At 34.8% G+C, this 12,688-nt stretch carries 13 protein-coding genes and 2 pseudogenes; 10 read left to right on the top strand and 5 right to left on the bottom strand.

Annotated elements, in window-relative coordinates:
- The first annotated feature begins 451 nt into the window (after positions 1 to 451).
- Together AC3ANL_RS14595 and AC3ANL_RS14590 are read left to right on the top strand one after the other, a co-directional pair.
- Positions 452 to 1,633 (top strand): NupC/NupG family nucleoside CNT transporter, encoded by a 1,182-nt coding sequence (locus AC3ANL_RS14595; protein ID WP_488325161.1) that lies wholly within the window; start codon positions 452 to 454, stop codon positions 1,631 to 1,633.
- Positions 1,634 to 1,709: 76 nt separating this feature from the next.
- Entirely contained in the window at positions 1,710 to 2,339 is a 630-nt protein-coding gene (locus AC3ANL_RS14590) for an AmiS/UreI family transporter (protein ID WP_488325160.1), read from the top strand.
- Positions 2,340 to 2,467: 128 nt separating this feature from the next.
- Here the strand turns inward: AC3ANL_RS14590 and AC3ANL_RS14585 are convergent, their stop codons facing one another.
- The gene (locus AC3ANL_RS14585; RefSeq protein ID WP_488325159.1) at positions 2,468 to 3,139 is read right to left on the bottom strand and encodes a FaeA/PapI family transcriptional regulator; all 672 of its coding nucleotides are present in this window, start codon (positions 3,137 to 3,139) and stop codon (positions 2,468 to 2,470) included.
- A gap of 249 nt (positions 3,140 to 3,388) precedes the next feature.
- Positions 3,389 to 3,823, bottom strand: a complete 435-nt coding sequence (psiE, locus tag AC3ANL_RS14580; protein WP_488325158.1) for a phosphate-starvation-inducible protein PsiE — start codon at positions 3,821 to 3,823, stop codon at positions 3,389 to 3,391.
- Positions 3,824 to 3,943: 120 nt separating this feature from the next.
- Between psiE and AC3ANL_RS14575 the strand changes: the two are divergent.
- Positions 3,944 to 4,226: pseudogene (locus tag AC3ANL_RS14575) on the top strand (aldo/keto reductase); the annotation flags it as partial.
- Here the strand turns inward: AC3ANL_RS14575 and AC3ANL_RS14570 are convergent.
- Positions 4,226 to 4,438: pseudogene (locus AC3ANL_RS14570) on the bottom strand (TetR/AcrR family transcriptional regulator); the annotation flags it as partial. The pseudogenes AC3ANL_RS14575 and AC3ANL_RS14570 sit on opposite strands and share 1 nt — an antisense overlap.
- Positions 4,439 to 4,482: 44 nt before the next feature.
- Between AC3ANL_RS14570 and AC3ANL_RS14565 the strand changes: the two are divergent.
- Both AC3ANL_RS14565 and AC3ANL_RS14560 read left to right on the top strand, forming a co-directional pair.
- On the top strand, positions 4,483 to 4,731 hold the full coding sequence (locus tag AC3ANL_RS14565) for a hypothetical protein (RefSeq protein ID WP_488325157.1): 249 nt from the start codon (positions 4,483 to 4,485) through the stop codon (positions 4,729 to 4,731).
- 431 nt (positions 4,732 to 5,162) lie between these two features.
- Positions 5,163 to 5,369 carry a hypothetical protein gene (locus tag AC3ANL_RS14560; protein ID WP_488325156.1) on the top strand — a complete coding sequence of 69 codons (207 nt, stop codon included), beginning with the start codon at positions 5,163 to 5,165 and terminating at the stop codon, positions 5,367 to 5,369.
- Between the two features lie 159 nt (positions 5,370 to 5,528).
- Here the strand turns inward: AC3ANL_RS14560 and AC3ANL_RS14555 are convergent, their stop codons facing one another.
- Positions 5,529 to 6,062, bottom strand: a complete 534-nt coding sequence (locus tag AC3ANL_RS14555) for a YceI family protein (RefSeq protein ID WP_387314412.1) — start codon at positions 6,060 to 6,062, stop codon at positions 5,529 to 5,531.
- 334 nt (positions 6,063 to 6,396) lie between these two features.
- Between AC3ANL_RS14555 and AC3ANL_RS14550 the strand changes: the two genes are divergently transcribed.
- Positions 6,397 to 7,122, top strand: coding sequence for a DUF981 family protein (locus AC3ANL_RS14550; protein ID WP_488325155.1), 726 nt, complete (start codon positions 6,397 to 6,399; stop codon positions 7,120 to 7,122).
- A gap of 481 nt (positions 7,123 to 7,603) precedes the next feature.
- Here AC3ANL_RS14550 and AC3ANL_RS14545 read toward each other — a convergent pair whose 3' ends face one another.
- Entirely contained in the window at positions 7,604 to 8,323 is a 720-nt protein-coding gene (locus AC3ANL_RS14545; RefSeq protein WP_488325154.1) for an alpha-helical endospore appendage domain-containing protein, read from the bottom strand.
- 355 nt (positions 8,324 to 8,678) lie between these two features.
- On the opposite strand from AC3ANL_RS14545, the gene AC3ANL_RS14540 reads away from it, so the two are divergent.
- From AC3ANL_RS14540 to AC3ANL_RS14525, 4 genes are all read left to right on the top strand, one after another.
- A complete protein-coding gene (locus tag AC3ANL_RS14540) occupies positions 8,679 to 9,047 on the top strand; it encodes a nuclear transport factor 2 family protein (protein ID WP_488325153.1) in 369 nt (122 codons plus the stop codon).
- A 188-nt stretch (positions 9,048 to 9,235) separates the two neighbouring features.
- On the top strand, positions 9,236 to 9,397 hold the full coding sequence (locus tag AC3ANL_RS14535; protein ID WP_488325152.1) for a hypothetical protein: 162 nt from the start codon (positions 9,236 to 9,238) through the stop codon (positions 9,395 to 9,397).
- Positions 9,398 to 9,606: 209 nt separating this feature from the next.
- Positions 9,607 to 10,902: an IS110 family RNA-guided transposase gene (locus tag AC3ANL_RS14530; protein ID WP_488325151.1), complete on the top strand. Its 1,296-nt coding sequence runs from the start codon at positions 9,607 to 9,609 to the stop codon at positions 10,900 to 10,902.
- Positions 10,903 to 11,537: 635 nt separating this feature from the next.
- Positions 11,538 to 12,554, top strand: a complete 1,017-nt coding sequence (locus AC3ANL_RS14525; protein WP_488325150.1) for a DNA/RNA non-specific endonuclease — start codon at positions 11,538 to 11,540, stop codon at positions 12,552 to 12,554.
- The last annotated feature ends 134 nt before the right edge of the window (positions 12,555 to 12,688 follow it).

Here is a 12,688-nt window from a genome sequence, read left to right as displayed (position 1 = left end):
GTGAATATTTTGAATATAATTAAAATTATGAAATTTTTTATTCTTTTATGTTTTATTTAAATGTTTCTATCAGTAGGAATATGTTAAATTAATATTTATAATCTTTACAATAATTCAACATATATTTTACAAAATTTCAGTATTTTATTAATTGTCCTAAATTTATATAAAAAAGAGCAGTAAAAAAGTGCCCATAGGTAAATGGAAAATATTTATTTGAAATTTTGCTCAAACATGACTTAACAAATATTCATAAGCTGTGTTATATTAATTGAGGGAAATTTATAAGTAGTAATGAAAACGTTCACTTAGAAGATTTGTGATGTTGGCAACCTAGAAATTGGAGGGACTGTAATTAAGAAATAACTGCATAACTTCAACTTCTTCTAATCAAAATAGTAGAAGGTTGTTTTTTACTTCTGAGAATCTATTACACCATTTGGAGGAAAGCATGAAATACATCATTGCCATCATTGGATTACTAGTTGTTTTTGGACTTGCTTACGCTGCAAGTAATAATCGGAAAAATATTAAAATCAAACCGATCATCTTAATGATCATCATTCAAGTAGTTTTAGCAGGGGTATTATTAAATACAAAATTTGGTTTAGTATTAGTGAAAGGGTTTGCTGCGGTTTTTAGCAAATTATTAGAATACGCAGCCAGCGGAATATCATTTGTGTTTGGCGGACTTGCCAATAAAGGTGAAATGCCATTCTTCCTAACCGTTTTACTTCCAATTGTTTTTATTTCAGTATTAATTGGAATCTTGCAGCATTTTAAAATACTCCCGCTAATTATGAAAGCAATCGGATTATTGTTAAGTAAAGTAAATGGTATGGGGAAATTAGAATCATACAATGCAGTTGCTTCTGCCATGGTTGGCCAATCAGAAGTATTTATTACGGTTAAAAAACAACTCGGACAACTTCCTGCCCATCGTTTATATACATTATGTGCTTCAGCGATGTCGACTGTTTCAATGTCAATTGTCGGTGCTTATATGACAATGATTGAACCAAGATATGTTGTTACAGCACTAGTGATTAACCTATTTGGCGGATTTATTATTTCATCTATAATTAATCCATATACTGTATCAGAAAGTGAAGACATTCTCCTTATTCAAGATGAAGAAAAACAAAGCTTCTTTGAAATGATTGGGGAATATATTATTGATGGATTCAAAGTAGCCATTATTGTCGGTGCCATGTTGATAGGATTTGTTTCTTTAATTGCAGGGATCAACAACGTCTTTGATTTAATTTTCGGGATTTCATTCCAGGAAATTTTAGGATATATCTTTGCTCCTGTTGCCATGATTATGGGGATTCCCTTATCAGAAACAGTTCGTGCTGGAGGAATAATGGCCACAAAACTAGTAACAAATGAGTTTGTAGCCATGATTGATTTAACAAAGATACATGATACCTTAAGCTCACGTACAGTAGGTATTATATCTGTATTCTTAGTCTCATTTGCAAACTTTTCCTCAATTGGGATTATTGCAGGTGCAGTAAAAAGCTTAAATGAGAAAAAAGGTAACACAGTAGCACGCTTTGGTTTAAAACTGTTATATGGTGCTACATTAGTTAGTGTTTTAACATCCATAATTGTGAGTATGGTTTTATAAATAATTAAGAAAAGCAAGTTCTCTTCTTAACGGAGGCGAGAATCTGCTTTTTCTTATTTTGTAGGAGGGAAATGTTGTGAGTTTTGTGGGCTTGTTTCTATCTGGAGCAGTATTATTTCTAAATAGTATAATGCTATTTGGTAAAGCAAATGCAAAAAGTGTTGGAGTCTTTAATGTTTTCATAGGAATTATTCAAATTATCATCCCATTTTATCTCCTAGTGGTTTCTAATCAAAACAATTGGGACCTTTATAATAATGCATCTATTTTTCTATTTGGTCTAACTTATTTATATTTAGGGGTCATCTTATTGAAGGACCTTGAAGGCAATGGCCTCGGCTGGTTTAGCTTATGGGTTGCAATTATTGCGGTTATTTATACCTTTACATCTATTATTTACTTGCATGATATTGTCAGTGCTTTAACTTGGGGAATGTGGTCATTTTTATGGTTTTTATTCTTTTTATCTAACGCATTAAAAATGAAAATTGATGTTTACTTAGGCTTGGTTTCATTCGTTCAGTCATGGATAACTTTAACCATTCCAGCTTTTCTTTCCTTTTTAGGTATCTGGGGAACAGCATTTATCAATCATATCTGGATGTACGTATTAATTGGAGCTTTTTTCTGTTTCGGTGTATGTCTGTTTAGATTTAAATTTTCTTTTAAAAAAGAAAATAATGTTCAAGAGATTCAAGTGAATTAAACAAAGTTATACGAAAAAATAGTCCACTTCTCCATGAGTGGACTATTTTTTTAAGAATCTCAGTAGTAACGACTGACGGTTAAATTGAATAAGGCAAAGGAAAGATGTGATTTTTGATTAGAATAAACTTAACTTTGTTTGACAAAGGCAATTAATAACTGCAATTCTCCTGAATTAAGTTCATCAACGTTATCAAAAAATTGTTGGACCAATTTAACCATTTCCGGACTTAATTCATCACTGACAGACTGAATGATCATCCCTACAACGGCTCCGACAAAAACGGTAAGCTGCACTTTTGATTCTTGTGAAGCGTTCAACAAGTTAACCGTAAGGTCCTTTACAGTTTTTCCAAGGCTGTTTAAGTATAAAATGAGGACACAAAGGAAGTAGGTACAAAATTCCAGCTTAGTATCAACCTTGTTTATTAAGTTTAAAATATGATTAATTCCATCCTTCATCGGAATATTTTTCTGATTATCCATTAGTTCTTTAGCATGGGCAAGTATAGTTTCCCATTCTTCAGCAGTTGATATCTGTCTTCTTTCTTTTTGAAATAGGGAATCTGCGATTTCTGTAGGGGAGAAGACCACCATGGATCGTCCTGTTTCATTTTCGTTTGTACAATAGCTTCTTTTTAAAAGACCCTGGTTTTCCAGAGTTTTTAAGACATCGTATGCTGTCCACTTACTGACCCCAATCGCATCAGCCACTTCAGAATAATGAACGGGGAGCTTGGTTGAATGGTACTGACGGTAAATCTGATCTAAAAATTCGCGTCTGCGCTTTGTTAAGCTCATGTCAAGTCACCTCGTATTCTTCTTCGTAGTCATTCTATTAGCCTTTTGTTTTCAGCAATTCTTGTATTCAATAGTATCATATTCATTGGGTAAATAATATTAACGAAGATGAGCAAAGGAGGGAAGAGGGGTGAAAAAAAAAGCCCAGTTTTTCAACTAGGCATTCATCTTCATATGGGAATGAGGAAGAATAGTGGTTAAATTGATATTCTCCTTGATCATGGCTTGCTTGTCAATGAAGTTCCTTGCTTAATTATTTCCATCTTTTACAGTTTGTACAGTGGTTGCATTTACAATATAGAAACTAATAATCAACATTAAAACGGCTAAACTGAAAAGCAGGGTATATAAGGCGTTTTCGTGTTTGACGATAATTAACCGAATCATCGCCGTAATCCCAATATAAAGGAAATAACGGATCGGGAAATGATATTCTTCTTGAAAATACTTTACAATCATGGCAATAAACTCAAAATATAAAAAGAACATTAATATTCTTTCAACAAATTCATAATGAATCTGAATTCCTGGAGTCAAAATGGAATTGCTGATAATGATAAAAATTTCCTTTCCTAGTAAAATACATAAGGCTATGGCTAGCAGAACTAATCCTGTGTTTAATGCATACTGCAAGACACTTACAATCTTGATATTTTTCCAGCTTTCCCAATGTGGACCTTCCATGAAACCACCTCGCTTAGAATAGCTTTTAGATTTAATTTAAAAAAACTGTTAACTCTATTATTTCCAGCATTTGCTTCAATATGACAATTTATTAATGTATTTTGTGCTTATCTGAGAGAGGAAGCCTTGCATGATGTTGTGAAAGCTGGAAAGGCAAGTACATAGGTGCTTCTGCTATGTCCGCATGGCGGTTCCAAGGTCAGTCAGAAACAGACAAGGTTCTAAAATCTAAATATGAACCATCTGTGGATTTAGATCGATTAGTCGTAGATCGAGTTGCGTTACTCGCAGAGGAACATGGTGTTCCTCGTATTCATGTCGCACTCGCATGGTTGCTGCAGAAAGACCAGTAACAGCACCTATTATCGGAGCTACGAAAATTTCTCAACTTGATGATTCAGTTCATTTCAATCTGTACATTAAATAAATTTGATTTGCAATATAATCAGAACTAAAATGCAGCCCCTTTGTGACCCACCACATGATAATGCCTACCAATGAAGCCGTTTTAATATCAATTGCTACATAATCATCTGGTAAATTCTCCTCGGTATTCCTTCTTCTTATTTCTACTAATTCCTTGAATAATAATAACAATTGTTCCTCAAACTCATCTTTTACTCGGGCTAGCTCATGCCTACAATTCAATGAAACATAATATGGATTTTTTCACTATTCATTATAAAAACGCTGGATTTTCATTCAATAACATTGATTTTGCAAATTTGGATTTTAGGGCATCAGTTGTTCGTTGGATTTATGCAGGAGAACTTTTAAAGGGAGTTTTTGAGAGCCAAAGAATTAACTATATTAAATATATTGAAGGAAAAGAAGTCTTAGATACATTTAATGATGCATTATTATTTTTAAACAACGAAGCACAAAAATACTTATTCAAAAAAGAATAATAACATTAAAGAGTCAAATGATATACTTGTTATTCAAATTTGATTGATTCAGCCAGACCCCCAAAAAACTCCAAGTAAGGGATTTTGGTGTCCTTAACTCGGAGTAAAGTTCAAAATATAGTGTCTTTACTAGTCAATGTTTGGCTCATTATGGTCGTAATTTAACAGTTTTATTTTGATTCCTTTTGTTATGTCTCCTAGACATCCCCCAAAAAGGATTCATTGTTGTTTTAACCAAAAATCAAATTTCATTAAAGGGCCAGATAATGGAGTAAAGCCTATTGAATTGGCCAGTTAAATTTAAGAAATATGGATTTGCAAATGCTTATTAATCCCTCCTCGTAAATTTGTCCCAATTGGACAAAATATGTTACGGGACAGTGCTGCTAAAATAATAGCACTTCCCTATAAAAAACGAGGGAGTGAAATAGATGGCTGATATCAATAAAGACAATAACTTTACTGGCAAGGAAGTAGGAACTGGTGTAGGCGCTTTTGCTGGGGATACCATGGCTTCTCCTCTTGATCCATTTGGTTCAGTTGCGAGTGCAGGTGCTGTTTCTGGTGGAGCACTGGCCAACAAGGCGGGGGAAGGTATCGTTGAAGACGATAATCATCGCTCCAAAACAAGAGATTAGAATTAAGTAAAGTCATCCTTTAACCGAAGGGTTATGGCATGCAGTGGACTTCCTAAATGGGAGTCCTTTTTAGAAGAACTTCTTATGTAAGCCATAAAAAAACATACCACTTGGTATGTTTTTTTATACATTATTTATAATTAAGTTAGAGAAAGATATTTAAGCTCCTTTGGCTGCTTGTACTTCAAGTGTAATTTGAACCTGATCAGCCACTAATACTCCACCGGTTTCTAATGCTGCATTCCACTTCAAACCATACTCACTTCTACTAATGGAACCGTGAGCTTCAAAACCAGCCTTTACATTCCCCCAAGGATCTTTCCCACTTCCTTCATAGGTTAAAGTAAACGTTTCAGGATTAGTTGTCCCACGAATGGTTAAGTCTCCAGTTATCTCGTATTCACCGGGACTCTTCTTAATAATTTTTGTTGATTTAAACGTCATTTTAGGATTGTTCTCTACATCAAAGAAGTCCGCTGAACGTAAGTGATTATCACGATCTTCGTTACGAGTATCTACACTGTTAACGTCCACTGAAAATTCAATTGATGCCGTGGTTAAGTCATCGAGGTCAGCTTCTATGGATGCTTCGAAAGTATGAAAAGTACCTTTAACTTTAGATACCATCATATGTCTGATAGAAAAATCAATACTACTATGTGCAGTATCTACATTCCATTTAGTCTTTTCCATAAAAATCACTCCTGTTCATTTATAAACTACAACATACATCCTAGACAAATATTAATATTATATACTCCAAGCTATATTTTATTTTTCATTCAAACAGCCTTCTATCACTTTTATTGATTCAAATTTGTTCAAATTTATAAAAAGATTGAATAGCAGCGTTTTTTCCCTTAATAAACCTTTTCGAGGGGATATGTAAAAATACCCATAATAAAACTTCTCAGTTTTGTATGAATCTTTATTAACATTGCCATAATAAAAAGTAGAAATATTTTTTAAAAATTTGAACCAAGATTATAGCAATTTAAATTAAAACAACAAGGTAGGGGTATAACTTATGGTTATTCATTGGGAAACAACAGCAGTATACAATACGATTATGTCTGTATCAGTAGGTGTTTCTTTATTATCCATTGTTAAATTTTTTTCGCACTTAAATTCTAATAAAATTGGACATTTAGAAGGTTGGGCTCTTGGCTTTGGAATTCCCGGGTTCATATTAACTTTAACGGGTTTACACATGACTTTAACTTGGCCACTTTCAAAAATGGGATTTGCATTTGATGATATTATCTTTGGTGAATCCTCTTTAGCTTTTGGGGTTCTTCTTTTAGCAATAACGATTCTCTTATGGAGAAAGGCAAATTTTTATATAAAACAAGGGATTGATATGAATGATACAGCTTTAGTATCTGAAAACTTAAAGAAAAGTTTACCACATTATTTAAAACCATTATCTTATTTTGCAATAGCAATGGGGTGTTCTCTTATTGCAATGGGGTGTGCTGGAGTAACTTTTCGTTTATTTGCCGCCCCTCCGCAAGAACCTATTTCTGGACTATTCGCTGCCTATCCAATGATTGAAGCAACATTTATGTCTATTTTACTTGCTCTTACAGGAGTTGGGGCAATCTTATTCGCTGTTAATCAAAAAGAAAAACCAAACGAAAGTTTGGTTAAATTAAATAAAGGTGCCTGGATCATTACTGGTATTATTTGGACTTCATTTGGCATTTTGAATTATTTTACTCATATTGGATTAATTGTACACACAATGAAATAATGTTTAAATAATTTCTTGGCTATTAAAAGAGTGTTAAGTGATATAAAGTTATTCCATTAAAGGGCGCTTTTCTTGAATAAGAAGGCGTCTTTTTGTATTGTACTGGATTCTGGAACAACAATATTAGGGATTGTAATTATATTAAATCGTAGAACAGATTGTGAAGGATTACACTTAAACTATCGGGGCAGGATAGTTTAATAAGCACAATATCCTAATTGCGAGCAATTATAGCCAAAGAAATTCTGTTATTGTTCGAACTCGAAGATACGATTGATTTCTTACTTTGATAATCGGGAGGGGCAATCCAATTATGTATGGATTGCCCCTCCGTTTAGTTTTAGATTTTCCTACGTGGAATCGAAATATATTTCTTGCTTCGTTCGGGATGGAAGAAAATTGTTAGATATAGTACCTTTTCCAATTCGATCTTTAACTTAAAAGCTTGTTTTATCTACTTTAGAGGGTTGGGAAACTAATTCTAACCTACTACAATTGTAGTAGTTGGTGGAGTTGTTACAGGAGCTACCCCATCAGCACTAGCAGTAGCCGTATTGTTAATAGTTGAAACTGGGGTAGCAACCACCGTAACTACTATTTGAAAACTGACTGTGCCTAATGGAGGAATTGGATTTAATGTAGTGAATGTAACAGTTCCTGTTCCACCTACAGGAGGAGTAGTAGTGGTAAATCCACCTGGTGCAATCGCTGAAAGAAAAGTTGTACCTGCTGGTAGTGTTTCGGTTACCGTCAAATTGGTTAGCGGTGTAGTTCCCGTATTGGCCACAGTGATAAAAAAGGTAAGACTGCTTCCTGTCGTTATTATAGTGCTGGAAACGTTTTTCAAAATTGAAAGTGACCCTGTTGGAGTTGGTGGAGTTGTAGGAATAGTTGGGATTAAATCTAGGATGTTTTCAAATTTGAACTCCAATAGCATTTCCTTTTTAATTACATCTCGAAGAGTTCTTTGAACATTTGTATTCACAGCTAGAAGATTGGATAGTGAAACAACAGCAGGAGAGAATGTAGTTCTAGTAGGCGTTAATGTTCCTAAAATAAGTTGAAGCTTCTCTGCCTCGGCATTGACGATATGAGCAAGAGCTAATTCCTCAAGGGCAATGGAAGCCAAAAGCAATGGAACAGTTTGTGAAGTGCTAAGAGAAATGTTAGGTGTCATATTAGGAATATTCGGTAAAGACAATATTATTCACCTCCTTGGGTATTAAATAGTAAAAGAATCAATAGAAGAAAAGCTTGTACAGTTTTTCTTCTCTACCATTTTATTCCATTAATTTTTGAGAGACTGTGTAATTGTCCAAGTTATCCTACCGAACTAAAAAAAGGCTACAAGAAAGACAGTAGACACTTAAACCGAAATATGGGATTGTGATATGTTTCACTTAAACTATAGGGTAGCAAGAGTTAAATAAGAGATTGCCGTAGCGGTCTTTTTTTCTTGTTGTGCTAACGTGAGCTTAGTGGAAGAAGACATAATAATGACAATGAAATAATAATATCTATATAGTATGTATAACCACTTTAAGGGAGGCTTTAATATGGAGGAAAGTTTAATTATTGATTATGAAGAACGACTTCGAGAAGCGATGCTAATTGGGGATGTTAATAGCCTTGACAATCTGATTAATGATAACCTTATCTTTGTGAATCACTTTGGACAAATATTAACGAAGGAAGCCGATATTGAAGCACATCGTTCAGGAGTATTGAATTTTACTGATATCAAAATTTTAGACCAAAAAGTGATTCTATTAGAAAATTCTGCTGTAACTGTAACACGTGCTGCTTTAAAAGGGATATTTGGTATAGAGCCTTTTGAAGATGAAATGTGTTATTCACGGGTTTGGCTAATGAATGGAGATAAATTAACAATCGTGTCAGGTCATTGTAGTTTAGTTCAGAAATAATTTTTTATTAAAGTAACTAGTGTGATTCTTCAAGATGAAGGTTGCCTTTTTTCTTATTCCACAAGAAAGATTGTGAAATATTGTACTTACACTAACGGGGCTTTACTGGAACAACTAAATTACCTTCTTCTTCAAGTGACGGGGCAGTTTAACGGATAGTAGGATATATTTTGTTCAGGAGGTGTATCATGCAAAAGGCAATCGTAGTTTATTATGTTACCGATAAAAAGAATAACTTAAGTGATTTAAATCAACTTTTGCAAGAGGGTTGGAAGGTTATCTCTCAGAGTGCTATGTCAGGTGGTTCAGTTGCAACAGTTTATTCACTTGTTATATTAGAGAAAAATTAGGAAACAATGCTTCGGGATTCATTGCACTAACGGGTAGCGATTCTTCAATAACGAAGGATCGCTTTTTGCTTATTGAAGTAACGGGGCAGCATTCCTGTAATTAAGGAAAATGGAGTTTGAACAAAAAAACAACCTCTTGGTAGAATGAAAGAGTCCTGACGCTGGCCAGCAAAAAGGACAAATCTCTCAAAATACCAGGAGGCTTTAAAATGAATTATAACCAGAATAAGAAGATTGCTCAAATAACTTCTCAAACTCTTATTATAGGAGTCGATATTGCTAAATTTAAGCATGTGGCACGTGCCCAGGATTTTAGAGGTATAGAGTTTGGATCACCATGTCAATTCGAAAATACAAAAGAAGGTTTTGAGCTTTTTCTACAATGGATTTCGGAAATCAAAAAAGAACAGAATATGGATAAAGTCATGGTTGGCATGGAGCCAACAGGACACTATTGGTTTAATCTCGCTCATATTTTAAAAGAAAACGGGATTAAATTTGTGGCTGTAAATCCCTTGCACGTCAAGAAAAGCAAGGTGTTGGATGATAACTCACCTACTAAGAATGATTTGAAAGACGCTAAAGTTATAGCCCAGCTGGTCAAAGACGGAAGATACGCCGAACCTACGATACCACAAGGTGTTTATGCCGAACTCCGTGTGGCAAAGAAAATACGCGATCTTTTAACAGAGGATCTCCAAACGGTCCAAGGGCAGGTTCACAACTGGATTGATCGGTACTTTCCTGAATTTCTAACAGTCTTTAAGAAGTGGGAGGGCAAGGCAGCGTTACAATTTTTAAAGCTCTATGCCTTACCTCATGAAATCGTAAATTTCTCTGAACATGAACTGCTTTCCCATTTAAGAAAATCCGTAACACGGAGTGTGGGATTAAGTAAGATTCGGGAGTTAAAGCAAGCAGCCAGTAAGTCCATCGGACTTCGACAAGGCTCCGAAATGGCTAAATTAGAGCTAAAAACGATTCTGGCTAAATATAAATTAATTCAGTTGAAATTCGAAGAATTGGATGCAAAAATAGATGGTTTACTCGATGAAATACCAGGTGTACCACAAATGTTAGCCATAAAAGGTGTGGGAAGGGATACAATTGCCGACTTCTTTACGGAGGTTGGTGATCTTAGAGAATATTCTCATCCCCGGCAAATTATTAAGCTGGCCGGCTTAAGCTTAAAAGAAAATACATCCGGTAAGCACAAAGGAAAAACGACCATCACAAAAAGAGGACGAAAGAAACTGAGGGCTCTGTTATACAGGGTTTGTATGATTCTCGTCGCCAAAAATTCTGCATTTAAGACATTACATGCTTACTATACTCAACGTACAGATAATCCATTAAAGAAGATGCAGTCTCTTATCGCTTTATGTAATAAACTGATCCGTATCTTCTTTAGTATAGGTAAAAAGAAATTTGAGTTTAGTGAAGAAAAGATGTTAAAAGACATCCCTCATTTGTCAGTATTAAAGAAGGCAGAATTGGCCGCTTAATTTTGTTTTTTGTTTAGATAAATAATAGTTATTGTTTTATGGTTTTGGGGACATTCGAAGCACGGATTAGTCGGCAAAGCAACTAAATTACGGGCTAAGACCCTGTGGGGCAGAATGGCCGACATCCACCTCATGGTAAGGTTGGACGAAGGAATTTGAGAGCGAAGACTCTGTGAGACATGGGAGGGTTGACCTCCATGAGAAATGTGGACATCTACCAGTGCAATCATATTTTGACTCACCCACCAATTTTTGTAATTGGCTGGTTAGTGGGTAACGGCTCTTTTTTCTTTTGAAGTCCAATTTTATCCTTTCCAGTGATTATTCCCCAACTATTAAACATTTACCGTAAGGTAAACTACTATGAAAATCTAAGAAAACAGGAGAAAACGGGAGATTTTCCATTCTTCATTGAGGGAGTTTAATGGAATAAGGAGTTATACTATAACTAGGTTAATAACATTAAGGATTATCATAAGAGGAATATAATTTATTCGTTTTTTGAAGTATTTTAACAGTATAATAATATTTGTATTTCTAGAATGACAGTTTTTTCTATGCTATAACTCAAAATTTGTTAGCCTAGATAAATTTTGTAGATTAATTATAATTCAATTATAAAAAAGAGGTGCAATATGCAACAAAAATGGTATCAAAAATCTTGGGGGATCATTTTATTACTCATTTCACTACTTGTTTTATTTACTGGTTGTTCACAACAAGATAACACAGAAACCAAAACAAATAAAACTCAAGAAGTAAGCAAAACGAACACAACCACAGTTGAAAGCAAAAAAAGTACACCTAATGTTGAAGCCGAAAAAACGACCAGTGAAAGCAAAGTAAGTTCGAGTGTTCCTGCAACTGGTACACCGACCACAACAAGTGTTAATGGTGACTTTGACTACAGTAAATATACGTTAATTGAAGTAGATGGCGGAGATATGTCAGGATATAGAAAGCCAAATGTCAGAGTTGATGTTGGGTTTGGCGACAGGGAATATTGGGCTTTTACAAATGAATACGGACAGCTAATTCGTGTTGAGGCAAAAAATATAAGACTCCAAAATCCGAATACTGAACATGTTTCATCGTCTGGGAGATACTATTCTGATGAAGCAAAGGTTCCCGGCACAGTGAGTCCAACACTAGATGAAGGGCATGTAATTGCTGATTCACTTGGGGGAGTATCTAATGCATATAACATTACACCTCAAGACAGCACTCTCAATAGGCACGGCGATCAAGCTTATATGGAAAAAGTGATTCGAGATGCAGGAGGCTGTACAGATTTCGTCGCAGTGATTTCATATCCAAATACTGAGACTCAAATTCCAAGTCATTATAAATACACATACAAAATTCAAGGCAGAACCATTACAGATGAATTTGACAATGTAAACCCAGATGAAGTGAACAAAAATTTAGGTATAACGACAGGTGCGAGCAGTACGCCACCGAAAACAAACACTGTACCGGCAAACGAAACGGTAAGTAGCAATGAAGATGTTAGTAAGGTTGATACTAATCATAATGGAAGTGTTACGATCGCTGAAGCCAAAGCTGCCGGCTTTAAAATGCCAATTACGCGTGATTCATGGCTCTATAAATATATGGATGATCGAGATGGTGATGGCTTAGTAGGTGAATAAATGGGGTTATGCGGCGATTCTCTTCTTCTTATTGAATTAACGGGGCAGGTTACTTCAAGAAGGGAAATGTTAAATAAAGGGAAAATTTATTCCATAAGAAGCATTTTCAGGAGATGATTGAAGTGGGAAAAAAA

This window comes from Neobacillus sp. DHD-1R (assembly GCF_057747995.1).
The sequence above is the reverse complement of the archived record's forward strand: the minus strand, read 5'-3'. Positions and strand labels throughout refer to the sequence as shown.

Bases quoted from the DNA above. Each gene is read 5' to 3' on its own strand.
- AC3ANL_RS14595 (WP_488325161.1), top strand. From the start codon at position 452: ATGAAATACATCATTGCCATCATTGGATTACTAGTTGTTTTTGGACTT.
- AC3ANL_RS14585 (WP_488325159.1), bottom strand. From the start codon at position 3,139: ATGAGCTTAACAAAGCGCAGACGCGAATTTTTAGATCAGATTTACCGT.
- psiE (WP_488325158.1), bottom strand. From the start codon at position 3,823: ATGGAAGGTCCACATTGGGAAAGCTGGAAAAATATCAAGATTGTAAGT.
- AC3ANL_RS14565 (WP_488325157.1), top strand. From the start codon at position 4,483: ATGGATTTTTTCACTATTCATTATAAAAACGCTGGATTTTCATTCAAT.
- AC3ANL_RS14560 (WP_488325156.1), top strand. From the start codon at position 5,163: ATGGCTGATATCAATAAAGACAATAACTTTACTGGCAAGGAAGTAGGA.
- AC3ANL_RS14555 (WP_387314412.1), bottom strand. From the start codon at position 6,062: ATGGAAAAGACTAAATGGAATGTAGATACTGCACATAGTAGTATTGAT.
- AC3ANL_RS14550 (WP_488325155.1), top strand. From the start codon at position 6,397: ATGGTTATTCATTGGGAAACAACAGCAGTATACAATACGATTATGTCT.
- AC3ANL_RS14540 (WP_488325153.1), top strand. From the start codon at position 8,679: ATGGAGGAAAGTTTAATTATTGATTATGAAGAACGACTTCGAGAAGCG.
- AC3ANL_RS14535 (WP_488325152.1), top strand. From the start codon at position 9,236: ATGCAAAAGGCAATCGTAGTTTATTATGTTACCGATAAAAAGAATAAC.
- AC3ANL_RS14530 (WP_488325151.1), top strand. From the start codon at position 9,607: ATGAATTATAACCAGAATAAGAAGATTGCTCAAATAACTTCTCAAACT.
- AC3ANL_RS14525 (WP_488325150.1), top strand. From the start codon at position 11,538: ATGCAACAAAAATGGTATCAAAAATCTTGGGGGATCATTTTATTACTC.